Origin of the sequence: Pseudomonas sp. TH49 (assembly GCF_016650625.1) — a bacterium.
Lineage (GTDB): Bacteria > Pseudomonadota > Gammaproteobacteria > Pseudomonadales > Pseudomonadaceae > Aquipseudomonas > Aquipseudomonas fluorescens_H.
Genome location: NZ_JAEKFL010000002.1, coordinates 1926304 through 1949009 on the forward strand (window position 1 = coordinate 1926304; position 22706 = coordinate 1949009).

19 protein-coding genes are annotated in these 22706 nt (G+C 59.1%); 14 read left to right on the forward strand and 5 right to left on the reverse strand.

From position 1 onward, the window contains the following. Positions 1–85: 85 nt before the first annotated feature. Both lolA and JFU48_RS25950 read right to left on the reverse strand, forming a co-directional pair. Entirely contained in the window at positions 86–706 is a 621-nt protein-coding gene (gene lolA, locus JFU48_RS25945) for an outer membrane lipoprotein chaperone LolA (protein ID WP_201138130.1), read from the reverse strand. Positions 707–784: 78 nt separating this feature from the next. Further along, on the reverse strand, positions 785–3193 hold the full coding sequence (locus JFU48_RS25950; protein ID WP_103486101.1) for a DNA translocase FtsK: 2409 nt from the start codon (positions 3191–3193) through the stop codon (positions 785–787). A 309-nt stretch (positions 3194–3502) separates the two neighbouring features. On the opposite strand from JFU48_RS25950, the gene trxB reads away from it, so the two are divergent. From trxB to infA, 4 genes are all read left to right on the forward strand, one after another. Continuing rightward, positions 3503–4462, forward strand: coding sequence for a thioredoxin-disulfide reductase (trxB, locus tag JFU48_RS25955; protein ID WP_201138131.1), 960 nt, complete (start codon positions 3503–3505; stop codon positions 4460–4462). A gap of 62 nt (positions 4463–4524) precedes the next feature. Then, the gene (aat, locus tag JFU48_RS25960) at positions 4525–5205 is read left to right on the forward strand and encodes a leucyl/phenylalanyl-tRNA--protein transferase (protein ID WP_201138132.1); all 681 of its coding nucleotides are present in this window, start codon (positions 4525–4527) and stop codon (positions 5203–5205) included. A 57-nt stretch (positions 5206–5262) separates the two neighbouring features. Continuing rightward, positions 5263–5970 carry an arginyltransferase gene (locus JFU48_RS25965; protein WP_003223840.1) on the forward strand — a complete coding sequence of 236 codons (708 nt, stop codon included), beginning with the start codon at positions 5263–5265 and terminating at the stop codon, positions 5968–5970. 112 nt (positions 5971–6082) lie between these two features. Continuing rightward, on the forward strand, positions 6083–6301 hold the full coding sequence (gene infA, locus JFU48_RS25970) for a translation initiation factor IF-1 (protein WP_002553999.1): 219 nt from the start codon (positions 6083–6085) through the stop codon (positions 6299–6301). Positions 6302–7299: 998 nt separating this feature from the next. On the opposite strand, the gene clpA is transcribed toward infA, so the two are convergent. Continuing rightward, the gene (clpA, locus tag JFU48_RS25975) at positions 7300–9570 is read right to left on the reverse strand and encodes an ATP-dependent Clp protease ATP-binding subunit ClpA (RefSeq protein WP_003223837.1); all 2271 of its coding nucleotides are present in this window, start codon (positions 9568–9570) and stop codon (positions 7300–7302) included. Between the two features lie 30 nt (positions 9571–9600). Then, positions 9601–9984 (reverse strand): ATP-dependent Clp protease adapter ClpS, encoded by a 384-nt coding sequence (gene clpS, locus JFU48_RS25980; protein WP_201138133.1) that lies wholly within the window; start codon positions 9982–9984, stop codon positions 9601–9603. Positions 9985–10208: 224 nt separating this feature from the next. Here clpS and JFU48_RS25985 point away from each other — a divergent pair, with 224 nt between their 5' ends. Further along, positions 10209–10490 carry a cold shock domain-containing protein gene (locus JFU48_RS25985; RefSeq protein WP_103486074.1) on the forward strand — a complete coding sequence of 94 codons (282 nt, stop codon included), beginning with the start codon at positions 10209–10211 and terminating at the stop codon, positions 10488–10490. Between the two features lie 61 nt (positions 10491–10551). On the opposite strand, the gene icd is transcribed toward JFU48_RS25985, so the two are convergent. After that, positions 10552–11808, reverse strand: coding sequence for an NADP-dependent isocitrate dehydrogenase (gene icd, locus JFU48_RS25990; protein ID WP_047601677.1), 1257 nt, complete (start codon positions 11806–11808; stop codon positions 10552–10554). A 481-nt stretch (positions 11809–12289) separates the two neighbouring features. On the opposite strand from icd, the gene JFU48_RS25995 reads away from it, so the two are divergent. From JFU48_RS25995 to JFU48_RS26035, 9 genes are all read left to right on the forward strand, one after another. Then, positions 12290–14515: an NADP-dependent isocitrate dehydrogenase gene (locus JFU48_RS25995; protein WP_201138134.1), complete on the forward strand. Its 2226-nt coding sequence runs from the start codon at positions 12290–12292 to the stop codon at positions 14513–14515. Between the two features lie 118 nt (positions 14516–14633). Then, positions 14634–15965 (forward strand): IS4 family transposase, encoded by a 1332-nt coding sequence (locus JFU48_RS26000; RefSeq protein ID WP_201136773.1) that lies wholly within the window; start codon positions 14634–14636, stop codon positions 15963–15965. Between the two features lie 184 nt (positions 15966–16149). Then, a complete protein-coding gene (locus JFU48_RS26005) occupies positions 16150–16596 on the forward strand; it encodes an NUDIX hydrolase (RefSeq protein WP_103486069.1) in 447 nt (148 codons plus the stop codon). A 59-nt stretch (positions 16597–16655) separates the two neighbouring features. Next, a complete protein-coding gene (gene mnmA / locus JFU48_RS26010) occupies positions 16656–17780 on the forward strand; it encodes a tRNA 2-thiouridine(34) synthase MnmA (RefSeq protein WP_003223826.1) in 1125 nt (374 codons plus the stop codon). Next, positions 17777–18400, forward strand: a complete 624-nt coding sequence (gene hflD / locus JFU48_RS26015; protein WP_003223824.1) for a high frequency lysogenization protein HflD — start codon at positions 17777–17779, stop codon at positions 18398–18400. The genes mnmA and hflD overlap by 4 nt, the downstream gene beginning before the upstream one ends. A gap of 127 nt (positions 18401–18527) precedes the next feature. Then, the gene (purB, locus tag JFU48_RS26020) at positions 18528–19898 is read left to right on the forward strand and encodes an adenylosuccinate lyase (protein WP_003223822.1); all 1371 of its coding nucleotides are present in this window, start codon (positions 18528–18530) and stop codon (positions 19896–19898) included. A gap of 86 nt (positions 19899–19984) precedes the next feature. Then, positions 19985–21157 carry a ribosomal protein uL16 3-hydroxylase gene (locus JFU48_RS26025; protein ID WP_003223820.1) on the forward strand — a complete coding sequence of 391 codons (1173 nt, stop codon included), beginning with the start codon at positions 19985–19987 and terminating at the stop codon, positions 21155–21157. Then, on the forward strand, positions 21150–21575 hold the full coding sequence (locus tag JFU48_RS26030) for a GNAT family N-acetyltransferase (protein WP_003223818.1): 426 nt from the start codon (positions 21150–21152) through the stop codon (positions 21573–21575). Before JFU48_RS26025 ends, JFU48_RS26030 begins: the two co-directional genes overlap by 8 nt. 243 nt (positions 21576–21818) lie before the next feature. After that, on the forward strand, positions 21819–22556 hold the full coding sequence (locus JFU48_RS26035; protein WP_201138135.1) for a secretin N-terminal domain-containing protein: 738 nt from the start codon (positions 21819–21821) through the stop codon (positions 22554–22556). Positions 22557–22706: the final 150 nt, after the last annotated feature.

The window sequence follows — 22706 nt, forward strand, 5'->3', positions numbered from 1 at the left end:
GCGGGGCCGCTTCGCGCCGCAGCGGGAGCAAGCTCCCTCGCCACAAAAGCTCCAAGCCACAACAGCCCAACCCGGGATCCGAGATTTATTCCTGGATAACGTCAGCACCCTTCGGGACGTCAAACTTGAACTTCGACGCCGAGACAGGTTCGTTGGCCTTGACCGCGGTGAACAGGATGTTGGTGCGCTGGCCGACGCTGTCGATCAGTTGCATGTCATTGACCAGACCGTTGCGGAACGACAGGCGCAGGCTGTCGAACAGGGTGTCCTTGGTCTTCGGCTTGAGGGTGAAGTCGATCACGCCGCCCGCCTCTTTCGCGCTGATATCAAAGCTCTGGCTGATCTTCGACACATCACCGGACAGCAGCAGCGCCGGGGTCTGGGTCAGACGCTCATCGAGCTTCTTGATGGTGGCCTGTTCCAGGTCCGGGTCCCACAGGGTGACTTTCTTGCCATCGGAGACCATGGTCTGCTCGTTTGGCGCTTCGGTGTGCCAGTAGAACAGGCCCGGACGCTGCAGGACCATATCACCGCGAGTTTCCTGCAACTGCGTGCCGCTGCCGTCGAGGGTCAGCTGGGAAAAATTCGCGGTCAGGGTTTTCGATGTTTCCAGCAATTGGGTCAGACGCGCCACGTCCTTGTCATCGGCGTGGGCCGTGAAAGTGGTCAGCGCCAGTACTGGCAACAGCATGCGGATAAGACGCATGGGAGTCCTCTTGAATACTTGTGGGGAGGGGACGGCGCGTCATTGCGCCATCCTTTGTTGCAAATCGGAGCGGCTGAATCAGTCGCGCATCGGCCCCGGGGCCAGCACTTCACGCGAACCGTTGGTGTTCATCGAAGTCACCACGCCGGCCATTTCCATGGCTTCGATCATGCGCGCAGCGCGGTTGTAACCGATCTTCAGCTTGCGCTGTACCGCGGAAATCGACGCCCGGCGGCTTTCCAGCACGAACTGCACGGCTTCGTCATACAGCGCGTCGGTCTCCGGATCATCACCGTCGCCGCCACCGCTGCTGCCTTCAAAACCGCTGCCCGCCTCTTCGACACCGTTGAGGATGTCATCGTTGTATTCCGGTGCGCCACGCAGTTTCCAGGCTTCCACCACGCGGTGTACTTCATCGTCGGAAACGAACGCGCCGTGAACCCGGATCGGCAGGCTGGTGCCCGGCGGCATGTAGAGCATGTCACCGTGACCGAGCAGTTGCTCGGCACCGCCCTGGTCGATGATGGTCCGCGAGTCGATCTTGCTCGACACCTGGAACGCCATCCGCGTCGGAATGTTGGCCTTGATCAGACCGGTGATCACGTCCACCGAAGGACGCTGGGTCGCGAGGATCAAGTGAATACCGGCAGCACGCGCCTTTTGCGCGATACGGGCGATCAGTTCTTCAACCTTCTTGCCGACGATCATCATCATGTCGGCGAATTCGTCGACGACCACGACGATGGTCGGCAGCTTCTGCAGCAGCGGCGCTTCGTCGTGGATGCTTTCGCGCTTGTACAGCGGATCGCTCAACGGCTCGCCGGCGTCCTGCGCTTCCTTGACCTTGGCGTTGAAGCCGGACAGGTTACGCACGCCCATCTTCGCCATCAGCTTGTAGCGGCGCTCCATCTCGGCAACGCTCCAGCGCAGGGCGTTGGCGGCGTCCTTCATGTCGGTGACCACTGGGCACAGCAGGTGCGGAATGCCTTCGTAGATCGACAGCTCGAGCATTTTCGGGTCGATCATGATCAGCTTGGCGTCTTCCGGGCCAGACTTGAAGAGGATCGACAGGATCATCGCGTTCACACCCACCGACTTACCGGAACCGGTCGTACCGGCGACCAGCAGGTGCGGCATCTTCGCCAGGTCGGTGATGACCGGTTTGCCGCCGATGTCGTGGCCCAGAGCGAGGGTGACCGGCGATTTGAAGTTGTCGTACTCGGGGGTCGACAGCACTTCGGAGAAACGCACGATCTGCCGGTCTTCGTTGGGAATCTCGATACCGACCGTGGTCTTGCCCGGAATCACCTCGACCACCCGCACACTGGTCACAGCCAGCGAACGTGCAAGGTCTTTGGCCAGGTTGGCGATGCGGCTGACTTTGACGCCGGCGGCAGGCTGAATTTCGTAACGGGTAATCACCGGGCCCGGATGGATCGAGTCCACGGTGACCTCGACGCCGAACTCCTTGAGCTTGATCTCGAGCAAGTGGCCGACCGCTGCCAGGGATTCCGGCGAATAATTAAGTTGTTTCTTTTCCGCAGGATCGAGAATCGAGATCGGCGGCAAGGTGCCTTCCACGGCACTGTCGACGAACAACGGCGCCTGCTTCTCTTTCTGCACGCGCTTGCTAGGCTCGGGCGCCTTGACCGGAGCCGGAGCGATGACCGGCGGCACCTGTTTCTCGCGATCGGACATGTGCTTGCTCAGGGCCTGTTCGCGCTCGATCAGGCGCTCCTTGACCTTGGCCTGTTCACGCTTGTCGGTAACGGTCGGCGCCACCACGTCGTGGACGCGATCATCGACTTCACGCAGCTGCGCAACCAGTTGCTTACGCTCGGTACGCGCCGACCACCAGCGGTTGATCGCGCCCTGGAACAGTTCGAACAGGTCGAGGGTGATCTTGCCGGTGACGTCCATCACCTTGAACCACGACAGGTCAGTGAATACGGTCAGGCCGAACAGGAACAGCGCAATGAACAGCAGCGTGCTGCCCTGGATATTCAGCGCGTTACGCGCCAGATCACCGAGACTTTCCCCCAGCGCCCCGCCCGCACCCGCCGGCAGCCCGGTGGCCGCATGGAAATGGATATGCGCGAGCGCGGCGCCCGACAGCACCAGGAACACCAGACCGATCAGACGCCAGGAGAACAGCCAGCCGCTCCACTGCCACGGCTCGTGACGTTGACGGAAGATCTGATACGCCTTGACCGCCAGCAGCAACGGGAAGATGTACGCGAAGTAACCCAGCACCATGAACAGGATGTCGGCGCTGTAGGAACCGGCCGGGCCGCCGAAGTTCTGCACGTCGTCGATCTTGCTGTTGTGGCTCCAGCCCGGATCGTCCTTGCCGTAGGTCAGCAAGGCCATCATCAGGAACAGGCACAAGGCACCGATGGCGATCAATGCACCTTCCTTGAGCCGGTAGTGCAATTGCTGGCGCCAGAGCGGAACGACTGTTTTTGGTGCTGCGGTGGATTTCTTCAAAACGCTTCTTTTCCTGCGCCCGGGGCGCGTCCATCTATTGAATGACGATAAAAAACTGCCCAATCCAGGCAGGTAAAAAAGTGAACCGGCGCAACTGAGACTACTTTTAACACTGTGCCGCTGCTTTTATAAACACAGCTATAAACACTGCGCACGTCGAATATTCTGTAACAGTCCGGCATTGTACGGGTTTGTGCGGCTGATGCCATGCTTCAAAACCCTTAGCTGAGCATAGCCAATCCCACAAACCCTGCGGTTCAATTTGAGCATGCATTGTCTTTTGTGACAAAGGCTTATGAGGTGTATTTGATGAACGCAGCGAAGCATTCACGCCTGATCATTCTTGGCTCCGGCCCGGCCGGTTACAGCGCCGCCGTATACGCCGCCCGCGCCAACCTCAAACCGGTGGTGATTACTGGCCTGCAGGCCGGTGGCCAGCTCACCACCACAGTCGAAGTCGACAACTGGCCCGGCGACGTCGAAGGCCTGACCGGCCCGGTACTGATGGAGCGCATGCAGAAACACGCCGAGCGCTTTGCCACAGAGATCGTTTACGACCACATCCACACCGCCAAGTTGCAGCAGCGCCCGTTCGAACTCATCGGCGACAGCGGCACCTACACCTGCGACGCGCTGATCATTGCCACCGGCGCTTCGGCGCAGTATCTGGGACTACCCTCGGAAGAAGCCTTTGCCGGCAAAGGGGTGTCGGCCTGCGCGACCTGTGACGGCTTCTTCTACCGCAATCAGGTAGTCGCGGTGGTGGGCGGCGGCAACACCGCCGTCGAGGAAGCGCTGTACCTGTCGAACATCGCCAAAGAGGTGCACTTGATCCACCGTCGCGACAAATTGCGCTCGGAGAAAATCCTTCAGGACAAACTGTTCGAAAAAGCCACCAACGGCAACGTTCGCCTGCACTGGAACCAGAATCTGGATGAAGTGCTGGGCGACGCCAGCGGCGTGACCGGTGCACGCCTGCGTGACAGCCACACAGGCGAAACCCGCGAGTTGCCGCTGGCCGGCGTGTTCATTGCCATCGGCCACAAACCCAACACCGACCTGTTCCAGGGCCAGTTGCCGATGCGCGACGGCTATCTGCTGGTCAGGGGCGGCAATGACGGTGACGCCACCGCCACCGAGATCCCCGGCGTCTTCGCTGCCGGCGACGTGGCCGACCACGTTTATCGCCAGGCCGTGACCTCGGCAGGAGCCGGCTGCATGGCGGCACTGGACGCGGAGAAGTATCTGGACGACATTCCTGTCATTTAACGGCACACTTTATCGCGGGCCTGATGCCCGCACCGCCCTCCCCTTCTGCAAGCCTGGACGCCATGCTGACTTGGTTACAACGCAATTCCCTGACTTTCCCACCTCTGGAAAAGGCCATGCGCGATCCCAATGGATTGCTGGCTGCCGGTGGTGATCTGTCCGCCGATCGCCTGGTGCAGGCTTACCGGCATGGCTGTTTTCCGTGGTTCTCCGAAGGCCAGCCGATTCTCTGGTGGTCTCCGGATCCGCGCACCGTTCTGTTTCCCGACGAACTGCACGTCTCGCGCAGCCTCGGCAAACTGCTGCGCCAGCAACGCTATCAGGTGACCTTCGATCAGGATTTCGCAGCCGTCATTCGCGCCTGCGCTGCACCACGGGACTACGCCGACGGTACCTGGATCACCGAAGCCATGCAGGACGCCTACCTCGAACTGCACCGCCGCGGCTTCGCCCATTCGGTCGAAGTCTGGGATCAGGGCCAACTGGTCGGCGGCCTGTATGGCCTGGCGATGGGTCAGCTGTTTTTCGGCGAATCGATGTTCAGTCGCGCCGACAATGCCTCCAAATTTGGCTTTGCAACGCTGGTGCAGCATCTCAAAGACGCCGGATTCGTCCTGATTGACTGCCAGATGCCGACCGATCATCTGCACAGCCTTGGCGCGCGGGCGATCTCCCGTCGCGAATTCGCCGACTATCTGGCTCGCCACCTGGATCAACCCAGTCGTGCCACCTGGGTTTGCTGAGCGACTTTTGCGCGCGTGGCTTACACTTAATTCACCAGCTTATCCCGAGGGTTGATCATGACCGAGTTGGCGCGCTTGAAGTTCTATGCCACTCAGCCTCATTCCTGCAGTTATCTGCCCGAGGAGCAGGCGACGACGCTGTTCCTCGACCCTAGTCAGCCCATGGATGTGCATGTCTACGCAGACCTGTCGGAAATGGGTTTTCGTCGCAGCGGCGATCATCTGTATCGACCTCATTGCCAGAATTGCAATGCGTGCGTGCCTGCGCGCATCCCGGTGTCGCAGTTCAGCCCCAACCGCCAGCAGAAACGCATTTTCAAACGCAATGCCGACTTGCAGGTGCGCCCGGTAAAACCGCACTTCAGCGAAGAATATTTCGATCTGTACCAGCGCTATATCGAGCAGCGACATGCCGATGGCGACATGTACCCGCCGAGCCGCGACCAGTTTTCGACCTTCCTGGTACGTGACCTGCCCTTTTCGCGCTTTTACGAATTTCGTCTCGACGGACGGTTACTCGCCGTCGCCGTCACCGACTTGCTGCCCAACGGTTTGTCGGCGGTCTATACGTTTTACGAGCCTGACGAAGAGCGCCGCAGCCTGGGGCGTTTCGCAATCCTGTGGCAAATCGCTGAAAGTCAGCGCCTGGGGCTGGAGGCGGTGTATCTCGGTTATTGGATCAAGAACTGCAAAAAGATGAACTACAAGACCCAATATCGCCCCATCGAATTGCTGATTAATCAGCGCTGGGTGATCCTGAACTAATCGCAAGCCGTAAACCCCTTGGCTTGAACCCCCTTTTTCGGGCACAATGCACGCCGCTTTTGCCTGGCGCAGTTGCACCGGGCCATTCATTGGACACCGAGGGCTTTACTGCATGTCGAAAGAAGACAGCTTCGAAATGGAAGGCACTGTCGTCGACACCCTGCCCAACACCATGTTTCGTGTGGAGTTGGAAAATGGGCACGTCGTAACCGCGCATATCTCCGGCAAGATGCGCAAGAACTACATTCGTATTCTTACCGGTGACAAAGTGCGCGTCGAGCTGACGCCCTATGACTTGAGCAAAGGGCGCATCACTTACCGCGCTCGCTAATCAAGTCAATACAAGACGCCCGGCTTTGCCGGGCGTTTTTGTTTGTCTGCGATTTGGGTTTGGTTTGGTTTGGTTTGGGCCTGGGTTTTGGGTGTATATCCGTTGCTGCGGTAACGGCCTCCTATGGTTTCGCTCTTACAGCGAGTCACCTTTTCCAAACGCCGAAAAGGTAACCCAAAAGGCTTTGCCCCGGCGTACGGCACTTCGCTGAGGCTCAGTGTTCCCTCGCTACGGTGCCCATCAGGGGGCATCGCCTACGGTTTGCTGCGCTGCACCTCCTCTCGATGGATGCGGCTTCGCCGCATGGCGCTGCGCGCCTACCCCCCTGATGGACACCTTCGCTCGGCCTGCCGATGGGCCTGAAGATCAAAAACCAAAGCCAAAGCCAAAGCCAAAGCCAAAGCCAAAGCCAAAGCAGATCAAAAGATCACAGCCTTCGGCAGTTCCTACATGGGACTGGGTACATTCATTAAGAAATTGGTCGACTGGCAGGCCGCTTTCGCGAGCAAGCCCGCTCCCACATTTGGATTGAGTGCATTCAGTTAGAGATCGGTCGGCTCGTAGGCCGCCATCGCCAGCAGGTACAGTTCAGATTGCGTGCTGCCCCTGCGGCGAAGCCGCCCCACTCAACACAATGAGCGTTAGCTCGAGTACCGCTTTTGATCTCAGGGCCCGTCGGCAGGCTGAGTGGAGGGATTTATCCGGGGGTGGGAGCGCAGCGACCGTTTGGCGCAGCCAAACACAGCGAGAGGAGGTGCAGCGAAGCAAACCGTAGGCGCTGCCCCCCGGATGAATCCCGGAGCGAAGGAACCCGAGCCCAGGCGAGGGCCGAACGTCAGGGCATAGACCTTTTGGTTACTTTTGGGGCGTTTGCCAAAAGTGACCCGCCGTAAGGGCGGAACCCTAAGCAGCCATAACCGCAGCAACGGATATACACCCAAAAACATCAGCCAACAAAAAGGCGCCCGAAGGCGCCTTCCAAACCAACAACCAAGCCGTCAGGCCATCTCCGCCGTAGTCTCGAAGTCAAACGTCAACTCACCATCCTTGATGTCGATGTGCACCACACCGCCATGCTCGGCCAGCTCGCCAAACAGAATCTCCTCCGCCAACGGACGCTTGATCTTGTCCTGGATCAGACGCGCCATCGGACGCGCACCCATGGCCGAATCGTAGCCACCGGCCGCCAGCCAACTGCGCGCTGCATCGGTAACCTCGAGCAACACACGCTTGTCTTCCAGCTGCGCCTGCAGTTCGGTAAGGAACTTGTCCACCACACTTTTGATGACCTCATGACTGAGGCGACCAAACTGGATAATGGTGTCCAGACGGTTACGGAATTCCGGCGTAAAGCTCTTCTTGATCACTTCCATCGCATCAGACGAGTGGTCCTGATGGGTGAAACCGATCGAAGCACGCGCCGCGGTTTCGGCGCCGGCGTTGGTGGTCATGATGATGATCACATTGCGGAAGTCCGCCTTGCGCCCGTTGTTATCGGTGAGCGTACCGTGGTCCATTACCTGCAGCAGCAGGTTGAAGACTTCCGGATGCGCCTTCTCGATTTCATCGAGCAGCAATACGCAGTGCGGCTGCTTGGTGATCGCTTCGGTCAACAGACCTCCCTGATCGAACCCGACATAGCCTGGAGGCGCACCGATCAGACGCGATACGGTGTGACGCTCCATGTACTCAGACATGTCGAAGCGAACGAGTTCGATCCCCAGTGCCTTGGCCAATTGCCGCGCAGCTTCGGTTTTACCGACACCGGTCGGACCGGCGAACAGGAACGAACCGACTGGCTTGTCAGGCGACTTGAGGCCGGCGCGGGACAGTTTGATCGCAGTCGACAGCGAATCGATGGCTGCGTCCTGACCAAACACCGTCAGCTTCAGGTCACGCTCCAGGTTACGCAGCAGTTCCTTGTCGGAGCTGGTGACGTGTTTCGGCGGAATCCGCGCGATCTTCGCCACGATGTCTTCAACCTGCGGCACGTCAATGCGCTTCACGCGTTTATCGGCCGGTTGCAGGCGCTGATAGGCACCCGCCTCGTCGATCACGTCGATGGCCTTGTCCGGCATATGCCGGTCATTGATGTAGCGCGATGCCAGCTCAGCAGCGGCGCGCAACGACTCATCGCTGTATTCGATGTTGTGGTGCTGCTCGAAACGCCCTTTCAGGCCGCGCAGGATACCGATGGTGTCTTCCACCGACGGCTCGACGACATCAACCTTCTGGAAGCGTCGAGCCAAGGCCCGATCCTTCTCGAAGATGCCGCGAAATTCCTGGAACGTGGTCGAGCCGATGCAACGAATGTCGCCAGACGACAGTAGCGGCTTGAGCAGGTTCGAGGCATCCATCACGCCACCGGACGCAGCACCCGCACCGATGATGGTGTGAATTTCGTCGATGAACAGGATCGCCTGCGGACGTTTTTTCAGTTCATTGAGCAGCGCCTTGAAGCGCTTCTCGAAATCACCGCGATACTTGGTGCCTGCCAGCAGGGCACCGAGATCGAGCGAATAGACGACGCTGTTGGCCAGCAGATCCGGCACCTGGTTGTCGACAATGCGCTTGGCCAGGCCTTCGGCAATCGCGGTTTTACCCACGCCTGCCTCGCCGACCAGCAGCGGATTGTTCTTGCGCCGACGCGCCAGAATCTGCGCGACACGCTCGACTTCCATCTCGCGGCCGACCAGCGGATCGATCCGACCCTGGCGCGCGAGTTCGTTGAGATTGCTGGCATAAGCATCCAGCGGATTGCCTGAAGAAGAAGACTCACCGCCCTCGTCGTCCTGCATATCTTGTTCACCTTCAGAGTGATCGCCATGCCCCGGCACTTTGGAAATGCCGTGGGCGATGTAATTGACGACATCAATGCGCGCAACGCTCTGCTGTTTCAGCAGGAATACGGCCTGACTCTCTTGCTCACTGAAGATGGCAACCAGCACGTTGGCGCCGGTTACTTCGCGTTTGCCCGAGCTCTGTACATGAAAGACAGCACGCTGCAGTACACGCTGGAAGCCCAGGGTTGGCTGGGTCTCGCGATCTTCGTCATGGACGGGGATCAGTGGCGTGGTGGAGTCGATGAACTCCTGCAGGTCGTGCTTGAGTTTGTCGAGGTTTGCGCCGCAGGCACGCAATACGGTGGCGGCAGCCTCATTGTCCAATAGGGCCAGCAGCAGGTGTTCGACGGTCATGAATTCATGACGCTTCGAACGAGCCTCCTTGAAGGCAAGATTGAGGGTGACTTCGAGCTCGCGGTTTAACATAGCTTCACCTCATACCCAAGTGGTCGGCGATTAACCGTCCTTCTCGATTTCACAGAGTAGCGGATGCTGGCTTTCCCTGGCGTACTGGTTGACCTGCATGGCCTTTGTCTCGGCGATGTCGCGGGTAAACACTCCACATACTGCCCGTCCTTCTGTGTGAACGGCCAGCATGACCTTGGTCGCCAGCTCGCGATTCAGGTTAAAAAACATCTCGAGCACTTCGACGACGAAATCCATCGGTGTGTAGTCATCATTGAACAAAACCACCTTGTACATCGGCGGCGCCTGTAACGCAGGCTTTGCTTCCTGAACAGCAACGCCTGCCGAATCGTCGTCGTGCTCCTCTGGATGATCCTTTTGGAGAAGCGGGCGATCCTGATTGAATGTTAGTCGAATCTGGCTGATTGCATGCATGGAAAGAAAGGTTCGTCAGTTGTGCAAATACAGTGGTGGGGGCGGCTGTACACCTTTTCAACTCCGACTGCCCGGTCACCTTGACTATCGGGAAAACGGTGTTACAACCAATAGAGCCCACAGTGGGTAAAAAAGATCCGCGGAGTCAATCCTTTTAACGGATTAGATTGCGGATGTCCTGGATGATACTCCAGCGATGGAGTCTGTTGCAGAGGGATTTGAGCATGGCTGTCGGCAAGGTCAAGTGGTTCAACAATGCCAAGGGATTCGGCTTCATCAATACCGATGCCCGGGAAGGACGTGACGAGGATGGCAAAGACATTGATTTCTTTGCGCACTACTCCGCCATTGAGATGGACGGGTATAAAACCCTCAAGGCCGGGCAGGTCGTGAGTTTCGACATCGTCCAGGGACCCAAAGGCCTGCATGCGGTAAAGATCGCGGCGGCGCAGGTGTCAAACGAAGCGGCTACGCATGCCCCTCATACAGAAAAGGTGTCGGGCTGACATAACCGTCACCCGGTCATGAAAAAACCGCCCGAAGGCGGTTTTTTTGTACCTGCACGGCTTACATGTGCTTGATGATCGCCTCACCGAAGCCCGAAGACGACACCAGCGTGGCACCGTCCATCAGACGTTCGAAGTCATAGGTCACGGTCTTGGCCTTGATGGCGCCGTTAGTGCCCTTGATGATGAGATCCGCTGCTTCGGTCCAGCCCAGATGACGCAACATCATCTCGGCCGACAGAATCACCGAACCCGGGTTGACCTGGTCCTTGCCGGCGTACTTCGGCGCGGTACCGTGGGTCGCCTCGAACATGGCCACGGTGTCGGACAGGTTGGCACCCGGCGCGATACCGATACCGCCCACTTCCGCCGCCAGGGCGTCGGAGAGGTAGTCGCCGTTGAGGTTCAGCGTGGCAATCACATCGTATTCGGCCGGACGCAACAGGATCTGCTGAAGCATGGCGTCGGCGATGGCATCCTTGACGATGACTTCACGGCCGGTTTTCGGGTTCTTGAATTTCATCCATGGGCCGCCATCGAGCAGCTCGGCGCCGAATTCTTCCTTCGCCACCTCGTAACCCCAGTCCTTGAAGGCACCTTCGGTGAATTTCATGATGTTGCCCTTGTGCACGATGGTCAGCGACTTGCGGTCGTTGTCCACCACGTATTGCAGAGCCTTGCGCACCAGACGCTTGGTGCCTTCCTTGGAAACAGGCTTGATGCCGATCCCGCAATCCTGGTCGAAACGGATCTTGGTGACGCCCATTTCTTCTTTCAGGAACTTGATGACCTTGGTGGCCTCAGGGGAACCGGCCTTCCATTCGATACCGGCATAAATGTCTTCGGAGTTCTCGCGGAAGATCACCATATCGACATCGCCAGGCTTTTTCACCGGGCTCGGCACACCTTCGAACCACACCACAGGACGCAGGCATACATAAAGATCGAGTTGCTGGCGCAGGGCAACGTTGAGGGAGCGGATGCCACCACCGACCGGGGTGGTCAGCGGGCCCTTGATGGAGACCACGTAATCTTTGACGGCGTCCAGGGTTTCCTGGGGCAGCCAGGTGTCCTGGTCGTAGACCTGGGTCGCTTTTTCGCCAGCATAAACCTCCATCCAGGAAATCTTGCGCTTGCCCCCATAGGCCTTGGCCACGGCAGCATCAACCACTTTGATCATCACCGGGCTGACGTCGACGCCAATGCCGTCACCTTCAATGAAGGGGATGATCGGGTTATCAGGAACATTGAGAGAATGGTCTGCATTGACGGTGATTTTGTCGCCGACGGCTGGAACCTGAATCTTCTTGTAACCCATGCTGAACTCCATTGTTTGGATTGAACATCTGGCTTGGTTCGAGCGTAACCCAGTTAAATCAACACGCAAACCCTCTGTTCACGGCGCGGCTACATCTGGTTTCGTACAAGCCTGAAAGCAAAGGGAAAAGCGCCAAACTCAAGCATTCGCAGCGACTCTACGCCCCACCCGCCCCTGCGACCTTTAGACCAATGGACGAGAATCGTTGCATATGAACCATCGGCAGATTGCCAGCTACCTATGTATAATGCCGCCCGCTGACCAAAGGGTCACGACGGCTGGCCTCTCTAGCACGAGACTTTCCGCCTGATTGGTCGGGTTGTTACCGCAGTCCGACTGCTTGACGCTCTACTGATGCACCCAACATCACCGCGAAGAATCTCGACATTCGGTTCATGGATGACTTTGAACGAACGCGCTTACCCGGCGCCCCTCGAGTTTCTGCGCACGCTTTAGCAAAGAAGAGAGAGTTAATCCGAATATGCCCACCCGCTCGAAGATCATCTATACCTTCACCGACGAAGCTCCAGCCCTCGCCACCTATTCCCTGCTGCCGATCATCGAGGCTTACACCGCCTCGGCCGATATCGCCGTGGAAACCCGCGATATCTCTCTTGCAGCGCGCATCCTGGCCAGCTTCCCCGAGCAACTGGGCGACAAAGCCGTAGCCGACCACCTCGCCGAACTGGGCGACCTGGCCGTTACGCCTGAAGCCAACATCATCAAGCTGCCGAACATCAGTGCTTCGGTGCCTCAGCTGCAAGCAGCAATCAAAGAGCTGCAAGCCCAGGGTTACAACCTGCCGGACTACCCGGAAACCGTGACCAACGACGCCGAAAAAGAAGCCAAGGCGCGTTACGACAAGGTCAAGGGCAGCGCCGTGAACCCGGTTCTGCGTGAAGGCAACTCCGACCGCCGCGCTCCGCTGTCGGTAAAAAACTACGCGCGCAAGCACCCGCACAAAATGGGCGCCTGGGCCAAAGACTCCAAATCCCACGTAGCTCACATGAGCACCGGCGATTTCTACGGCAGCGAAAAAGCTGCCCTGATCGACGCCGCTGACACTGTGAAAATCGAGCTGATTGCCAAAGACGGCACCGCGACCGTTCTGAAAGAAAAAACCAGCGTTCAGGCGGGCGAGATCCTCGACTGCGCCGTGATGAGCAAAAACGCCCTGCGCGCGTTCATCGCCGCTGAAATCGAAAGCGCCAAGGCCCAGGGCGTGCTGCTCTCGGTTCACCTGAAAGCGACCATGATGAAGGTCTCCGACCCGATCATGTTCGGCCAGATCGTTGCCGAGTTCTATAAAGACGCCCTGACCAAGCACGCTGACGTGCTGGCCCAGATCGGCTTCAACCTGAACAACGGCATCGGCGACCTGTACGCTCGCATCAAGGCCCTGCCGGCCGAGCAGCAAGCGCAGATCGAAGCGGACATCGCAGCGGTCTACGCCGCGCGTCCGTCGCTGGCGATGGTCAACTCCGACAAGGGCATCACCAACCTGCACGTGCCGAGCGACGTCATCGTCGACGCCTCGATGCCGGCGATGATCCGTGACTCCGGCAAAATGTGGGGCACCGACGGCCAACTGCACGACACCAAGGCCGTGATCCCGGATCGTTGCTACGCAACCATCTACCAGGCCGTGATCGAAGATTGCAAAGCCAACGGCGCGTTCGATCCGACCACCATGGGCAGCGTGCCGAACGTTGGCCTGATGGCGAAGAAAGCCGAAGAGTACGGCTCGCACGACAAGACCTTCCAGATTAAGGCTGACGGCGTGGTTCGCGTCACCGACAGCAAGGGCAACCTGCTGATGGAACAGACTGTTGAAGCCGGCGACATCTTCCGCATGTGCCAGACCAAAGACGCGCCGATCCAGGACTGGGTCAAACTGGCCGTCAACCGTGCTCGCGCCAGCAGCACCCCGGCGATCTTCTGGCTGGACCCGATGCGCGCCCACGACGGCGTAGTGATCGAGAAGGTTCAGGCTTACCTGAAGGATCACGACACCAGCGGTCTGGACATCCAGATCATGGCGCCGGTCGATGCCATGAAGTACACCCTGCAGCGCACCCGCGAAGGCAAGGACACCATCTCGGTGACCGGCAACGTACTGCGCGACTACCTGACTGACCTGTTCCCGATCATGGAACTGGGCACCAGCGCCAAGATGCTGTCGATCGTGCCGCTGATGAACGGCGGTGGCCTGTTCGAAACCGGCGCCGGCGGTTCGGCACCGAAGCACGTGCAGCAACTGGTTGAAGAGAACTTCCTGCGCTGGGATTCGCTGGGCGAATTCCTGGCGCTGGCAGCGTCCCTCGAGCATTTGGGTGTGAACTACAACAACCCGAAAGCGCTGGTTCTGTCGAAAACCCTGGATCAGGCCACCGGTCAGTTCCTCGACAACAACAAGTCGCCATCGCGCAAAGTCGGCAACATCGACAACCGCGGCAGCCACTTCTATCTGGCGATGTACTGGGCTCAGGCCCTGGCCGCCCAGACCGAAGACGCTGCACTGCAAGCGCAGTTCGCGACCCTGGCCAAAACCCTGACCGAGAACGAGGCGACCATCGTTGCCGAGCTCAACGCCGTGCAGGGCAAGCCAGTCGACATCGGTGGTTACTACCACGCCGATGCCGAGCTGATCAGCAAGGCCATGCGCCCAAGCGCAACCTTCAACGCGGCGATTGCTGCGCTGGTTTAAGGTTGTAATGCTGTATAGAAGCCCCGGCCCAGTGCCGTAATGCTGTTCACTTAAGCATTTGAGTCTCAGCAGGGCTTACTTGAAAATCCGATGCCAGACCTCTGGCATCGGATTTTTTATGTCTGTTCAGCAAGACCTGCTCGACCTTGGCGATCTTTTTAACTTCTGCGATCTGAGTACCTTTACCCAACATATTCCGGTTGAGTGGGTAGCGTCTGCACTGGATCTCTCCAGTCAGGCGACCATTCGCCGACGTCGCTTGCCCGCCGATCAAGTGCTTTGGCTGGTACTCGGCATGGCGCTGTTTCGTGACGAGCCGGTCCACGAAGTGGCCAGGCGTTTGAACATTTGTGCCCAAGGGCTGGCCTCTGACCAGCTATTAGCACGAAGCGGTGTAACCGAAGCGCGTAAGCGGCTCGGTGCCGATCCTGTTGAATGGTTATTTCGCAAGACAGGTCATCAATGGGGCGCGGAGCGTTATACCGATGATGCTTGGCAGGGCCTGCAAGTGTTTGCAGTGGACGGTGCGCTTTTGCGTACTCCGGATACGCCCGAACTTCGAGATCATTTCGGGTCGGGAAACACCCGGACCGAGCGCCAGACTCCGTTCCCCATGCTGCGCTTGGTGGCGTTGATGAATGTGCGTTCGCACGTAATCCTGGATGCCCAATTGAGCCCTTACCGACGCAGTGAAATGCGCTTGGCCGACGAGTTTTTGCAGCAGGTTCCCGATCACTCGGTGACGTTATTCGATAAAGGGTTCTGGGGTGCCGAACTACTGTCGAATCTGAATAAAGCCGGTACACATCGGCACTGGTTGATTCCAGCCAAAAAAGGCACGGTTTGTGAGGAAGTGGCTCGTTACAACCCGCATGATCGCCTGGTGCGCATGAAGGTCTCACCGCAAGCCAGAGCCCGAAATCCGGCCCTCTCAACACATTGGGAGGCCCGCGAAGTCAGCTATGAAATTCAAGGCAAACTCAAGACAGTCATGACGTCACTGCCGGCGAGCACCTACAGCACCGAAGCCGTTGCCCGGCTTTATCAGGAACGCTGGGAAATCGAGTTAGGCTTCAGAGACATCAAAAGCTCAATGCAGCAGAACGCAGTGACCTTGCGTAGCAAAAAAGTCGACTTGATCTATCAGGAAGTCTGGGGACTGTTGCTGGCTTACAACGTGGTTCGTCGGGAAGCCAGTCAAGCGGCAGTTGCATTGGGTCGCCTCCCTTCGGACATCCGCTTCAAACCAGCCTGTCAGTACATCGCGGTCCAACTGATCGTAATGGCAGCAGCCAATCCGATTTCAGCGACAGGGAGGCGGCTATCAGAGTTGAGGGCAGGTATTGGAGGATTGTTTCTGGATCACCGCCCAAGGCCTTCGAGACCTAGGACGGTGAAAATTTCAAAGACCCGGTTTCCTGTGGATCGTAAGGCTGCTCCACTTAAGTGAACAGCATTACGGCCCAGTGCCGGGGTTTCTATTTCCGAACACAACACGAAACCCCTGTGGGAGCGGGCTTGCTCGCGAATGCGGTTTATCATTCAACATCGTCATTGACTGACCCACCGCATTCGCGAGCAAGCCCGCTCCCACAGGGGGATTGAGTTTTAATCTGGATATTGAGGAAGGTTTTATGGAATGGCTCCCCCACATCACCGTCGCCACCATCGTCGAAGACAACGGCCGCTTCCTGATGGTCGAAGAACACAAGGCCGGGCGTAACGTGCTCAATCAGCCGGCCGGCCACCTGGATCCGGACGAAACCCTGATCGAAGCCGCCATCCGTGAAACCCTCGAGGAAACCGGCTGGGACGTCGAACCCACCGGCGTGGTCGGCATTTACCTGTACACCGCGCCGAGCAACGGCGTGACTTATCAACGCGTGTGCTTCAGCGCCAAAGCGGTGAAACACCACCCGGACTATCAACTCGACGATGGCATCGTCGGCGCCAAGTGGTTGACCCGCAGCGAATTAATCGCCCAGCGCGACAACTGGCGCAGCGAGCTGATCATCCGTTGCATCGACGACTATCTGGCCGGCCATCACTTCAGTCTCGAACTGATCCGCCCTTCTCTTTAGCCTTGAGGCCGTGAGCCTGATAGAATCGCGTCCTTTTTCAAGACACTCATTGAATCCCTATGCGTGATCCAGCCCCTTCTGACACATCCAAGAAGCGCGTCATTGTCGGCATGTCCGGCGGCGTGGACTCTTCCGTTTCCGCTCTCCTGCTGATCGAGCAGGGTTACGAGGTGGAAGGCCTGTTCATGAAGAACTGGGAAGAAGACGACGGAACGGAATACTGCACCGCCATGGATGACCTGGCGGATGCCCAGGCCGTGTGCGACAAGATCGGCATCAAGCTGCACACCGCCAACTTCGCCGCCGAGTACTGGGACAACGTGTTCGAGCACTTCCTGGCCGAATACAAGGCCGGTCGCACGCCGAACCCGGACATCCTGTGCAACCGCGAGATCAAGTTCAAGGCGTTCCTCGACTACGCCATGATGCTTGGCGCCGACCTGATCGCCACCGGCCACTATGTGCGCCGTCGCGACATCGATGGCCGCACCGAACTGCTCAAGGGCCTCGATCCGAACAAAGACCAGAGCTATTTCTTGCACGCTGTCGGCGGCGAACAGATCGCCAAGACCCTGTTCCCGGTCGGCGAACTGGAAAAGCCCGAAGTTCGCGCCATTGCCGAGAAATACGAGCTGGCGACCGCCAAGAAGAAGGATTCCACCGGGATCTGCTTCATCGGCGAGCGACGTTTCAGCGACTTCCTCAAGCAATACCTGCCGGCGCAACCGGGCGAGATCAAGACCACCGAAGGCGAAGTCATCGGCCGTCACCACGGTTTGATGTACCACACCATCGGCCAGCGTCAGGGCCTGGGCATCGGCGGCCTGAAAGATGCCGGCGACGAGCCGTGGTACGTGCTGCGCAAGGATCTGGACACCAACGAGCTGATCGTCGGCCAGGGCAACAACCATCCGTGGCTGTTCTCCAGCGCCCTGCTCGCTTCGGAAATCTATTGGGTCAACCCGATCGACCTGAGCCAGCCGCTGCGCCTCACCGCCAAAGTGCGTTATCGCCAGAGCGATCAGGCCTGCACCCTGGAAAAAACCGCCAGCGGCTACCGCGCCGTGTTCGACGAACCGCAACGCGCAGTGACCCCGGGCCAGTCCGTGGTGTTCTACGACGGTGAAATCTGCCTCGGTGGTGGCGTGATCGAAGTCGCCGAGCCGTGGAGCGGCCAGGCATGAGCCCGACTCAGGAGCAACTGACGGCGCTGGGCGGCGTGTTTCTCGCCGCCGTGCTGGTTGACCGCATTGCCAAGACCGGGCAGACCAGCGAGGCCGGCCTGAGCTGCATGCTCGGCAGCCTGCTGGTGCGCGACCCGAAGGACACACTGGATGTGTACGGTGGCGACGACCTCAATCTGCGCGAGGGTTATCGCGCATTGATCGGCGCTCTCGAGCGCGACCCGAGCACCCTGCAACGCGAGCCGCTGCGCTATGCCCTGTCGATGCTCGGCCTGGAACGCCAACTGGCCAAACGTGACGACATGCTCGACACCATTGGCAAGCGCCTGCCGCAGATCCAGTCGCAAGTCGAACACTTCGGCCCGGCCCACGAAAACGTGATCGCCGCCTGCGGTGCGCTGTATCAGGACACCCTGAGCACCCTGCGCCAGCGGATTCAGGTACATGGCGACATGCGCAACCTGCAGCAACCGAGCAACGCCTCGAAGATCCGCGCCCTGCTGCTGGCCGGCATCCGTTCGGCACGCCTGTGGCGACAGCTCGGCGGGCACCGCTGGCAGTTGGTGATCAGCCGGCGCAAGCTGCTCAAAGAGCTGTATCCGTTGATGCGCAGCGAGTAAATCGTCGCGCAATAAAAGTTTTGTAGTCTGTAGCGCGTAATACGCCGGTCAGTTGGCAACGGACCGGCGGATTTTTTCATGTATGATACGCGCCCCATTTCGTTGCCCGACTGTCCGAGAACACCCCATGCAGCTCTCTTCGCTCACTGCGGTTTCCCCTGTTGACGGCCGCTACGCCGGCAAAACCCAGGCCCTGCGCCCGATTTTCAGCGAGTACGGCCTGATCCGTGCCCGCGTCCTGGTTGAAGTGCGCTGGCTCCAGCGCCTGGCCGCCCACGCCGGTATCCCGGAAGTGCCAGCCTTCTCCGCCGAGGCCAACGCCGTTCTCAATGAACTGGCTGAAAACTTCTCGCTGGAGCACGCCGAGCGCGTCAAAGAGATCGAGCGCACCACCAACCACGACGTCAAGGCGATCGAATACCTGCTCAAGGAGCAGGCGGCCAAGCTGCCGGAGCTGGCCAAGGTCAGCGAATTCATCCACTTTGCCTGCACCAGCGAAGACATCAACAACCTGTCCCACGCCCTGATGCTGCGCGAAGGCCGTGACGACGTGATGCTGCCGCTGATGCGTCAGACCGCCAACGCCATCCGCGAACTGGCGATCCGTTTCGCCGACGTGCCGATGCTGTCGCGCACCCACGGTCAGCCGGCCTCGCCGACCACCTTGGGCAAAGAACTGGCGAACGTGGTTTACCGTCTCGAGCGTCAGATCGCTCAAGTCGCTGCCGTGCCACTGCTGGGCAAGATCAACGGCGCCGTGGGCAACTACAACGCGCACCTGTCGGCCTACCCGCAGATCGACTGGGAAGCCAACGCCCGCGCCTTCATCGAAGACGAGCTGGGCCTGGGCTTCAACCCGTACACCACGCAGATCGAGCCGCACGACTACATCGCCGAGCTGTTCGACGCGATCGCACGCTTCAACACCATCCTGATCGACTTCGACCGTGACATCTGGGGCTACATCTCCCTGGGTTATTTCAAGCAGCGCACCATCGCTGGCGAAATCGGTTCGTCGACCATGCCGCACAAGGTCAACCCGATCGACTTCGAAAACTCCGAAGGCAACCTGGGCATCGCCAACGCACTGTTCCAGCACTTGGCGAGCAAACTGCCGATCTCCCGCTGGCAGCGCGACCTGACCGACTCCACCGTACTGCGCAACCTCGGTGTGGGCTTCGCTCACAGCGTGATCGCCTACGAAGCCAGCCTCAAAGGCATCAGCAAACTGGAGCTCAACGAGCAGAAGATCGCTGCTGACCTCGACGCCTGCTGGGAAGTGCTGGCCGAGCCGATCCAGACTGTGATGCGCCGCTACAACATCGAAAACCCGTACGAAAAGCTGAAAGAACTGACCCGCGGCAAGGGCATCAGCCCGGAAGCGCTGCAGACTTTCATCGACGGCCTGGACATGCCAGCCGAAGCGAAAGCCGAGCTGAAACAGCTGACCCCGGCCAACTACATCGGCAACGCTGTAGCGCAAGCCAAACGCATCTGATTCACCGCTTGACCCGTTTGAGACGCCCGGCCGCGCCGGGCGTTTTTATTCCCGTCTGAAAAATGCTTTTTTTCAATAGGTTACACATGAATCCTGATACTCCTCTTCAACTTCTGGGCGGTCTCACGGCGCGCGAATTCATGCGCGATTACTGGCAGAAAAAGCCGCTGCTGATCCGTCAGGCCATTCCTGACTTCGAAAGCCCGATCGACGCCGATGAACTGGCCGGCCTGGCCCTGGAAGAAGAGGTCGAGTCGCGCCTGGTGATCGAGCACGGCGAGCGTCCGTGGGAGCTGCGTCGCGGCCCGTTCGCCGAAGACGAATTCAGCAAACTGCCGGAAAAAGAGTGGACGCTGCTGGTTCAGGCCGTTGATCAATTCGTCCCGGAAGTCAGCGAGCTGCTGGAAAACTTCCGCTTCCTGCCGAGCTGGCGCGTCGATGACGTGATGATCAGCTTCGCCGCCCCGGGTGGCAGCGTTGGTCCGCACTTCGACAACTACGACGTGTTCCTGCTGCAAGGCCACGGCCAGCGCAACTGGAAGATCGGCCAGATGTGCGACTCCGAGAGCCCGCTGCTGCAACACGCGGATCTGCGCATCCTCGCCGAATTCCACGAGACCGAAGAGTGGGTGCTGGAACCGGGCGACATGCTCTACCTGCCGCCGCGCCTGGCTCACTGCGGTGTCGCCGTGGACAACTGCATGACCTACTCGGTTGGTTTCCGTGCGCCAAGCGCCTCGGAAGTGCTGACCCACTTCACCGACTTCCTCAGCCAGTTCCTGACTGACGAAGAACGCTACACCGACGCCGATGCGAAACCGGTCAGCGATGATCCACATCAGATCCAGCACGACGCACTCGGCCGCCTGAAAAGCCTGCTCGCCGAGCACATGAGCGACGAGCGCCTGCTGCTGACCTGGTTCGGCCAGTACATGACCGAGCCGCGCTACCCGGAACTGGTGGTTGGCCCGGAAGACGTTGAAGAAGATGACTTCCTCAATGCCCTGCAGGACGGCGCGGTGCTGATCCGCAACCCGAGTGCGCGCCTGGCCTGGTCGGAAGTCGATGACGACCTGCTGCTGTTCGCCAGCGGCCAGAGTCGTTACCTGCCGGGCAAGCTGCGCGAGCTGCTGAAGATGATCTGCGCCGCCGATGCGCTGCATGTCGACAACCTCGGCGAGTGGCTGAACGACGAAGACGGTCGCGGCCTGCTGTGCGAACTGGTCAAACAAGGCAGCCTGGGATTTGCCGATGAATAAGATTCGCGTACGTGTCGCAGACTGGCAAAAGGACAACGCCGAGATCCGGCGCATTCGTGAAACGGTGTTCATCGCCGAACAATCGGTGCCACCCGAGCTTGAATGGGACGCCGATGACGCGACCGCCGTGCATTTTCTGGCGTTCGAAGGCGACTTTCCGATCGGCACCGCCCGCCTGCTGCCCGACGGGCACATTGGCCGGGTTTCGGTGCTGAAGGACTGGCGCGGCATGAAGGTAGGCGATGCGCTGATGCAAGCGGTCATCGCTGAAGCCGAAGCCCGTGGCCTGCAGCAGCAGATGCTCAGCGCCCAGGTACAAGCCACGGCGTTCTATGAGCGCCTGGGTTTCAGCCTGGTCAGCGAGGAATTCCTTGAAGCGGGGATTCCGCATGTCGATATGGTTCGCCATTCGGCCTGAGACCGCGGCGCGGCTTTCGCGAGCAAGCTCGCTCCCACAGTTGATCTGCATTAGACACAGATTGTGTGTCAGACAGAGATTCAATGTGGGAGCGAGCTTGCTCGCGAAGAGGCCAGCAAAAACACCACAAAACGCCCCGACATCAACCGATGCCGGGGCGTTTTGCTGTCTACGATTCAACTTGCCCCACCCCGGGCCGACAAACTGGCAATATCAAGCCTTTCGAAAGCGGAGATAACGGACATGTCCCTACGCACCCTGCTCACCACCCTGCTGCTCGGCTGCAGCCTGTCGGTGATGGCAGCCACAGAAATCGTGCCTCTCAAGTACCGCACCAGCGCCGACATGCTGCCGATGGCGCAGGACTTCATCGGCAAGGACGGCCAGGTCAGCGCCTATGGCAATCAACTGATCATCAAGGCCGAGCCGGACAAGATTCAGGAAGTCAAAGCGCTGATCACCCAGCTCGACACTGCGCCCAAACGCCTGCTGATCACCGTCGATACCAACGAAAACAACCAACAGAACACTGGCGATCAACAAACCCGGATCATCAACTACAGCACCGCCAGCCGTGATGGCGGCATCCAGCAGATTCAGGCCAGCGAAGGCGCACCGGCATTGATCCAGGTCGGCCAGAGCGTGCCGATCACCAGCAGCCAGAGCAATTCCTACGGCGATTACAGCAGCCAGACGCAATATCGCAACGTCACCCAGGGTTTCTACGTGACAGCCAGCGTCACCGGCGACATCGTTCATCTGGCGATCAGCACCAATCGTGACCGAATGAGCCAGGAACGTCCCGATGTAGTGAACGTGCAAAGTACCGACACAACCGTCAGCGGACGCTTGGGCGAATGGATTACCCTGGCCGGGGTGAACCGCGAAACCCAGGCCGACAAACAGGGCGCGACCCGCAGCTACTCGACTCAAGGCCGGGATGACATGACGCTGCGGGTCAAAGTCGATTCCCTGGACTAAAGCACCGAAAACTGACTGATTAGTCGTATTAGACGAAAGATGTAGTGCTTGAAAAAAAGCACTACAAAACGTTTGACGGGCCAAAAAAGCGAAGGCATGATGGCCTCGCTCCCGCTAATCAGAGGCCCTGGCAAGGGCCTTCGAAGCGAT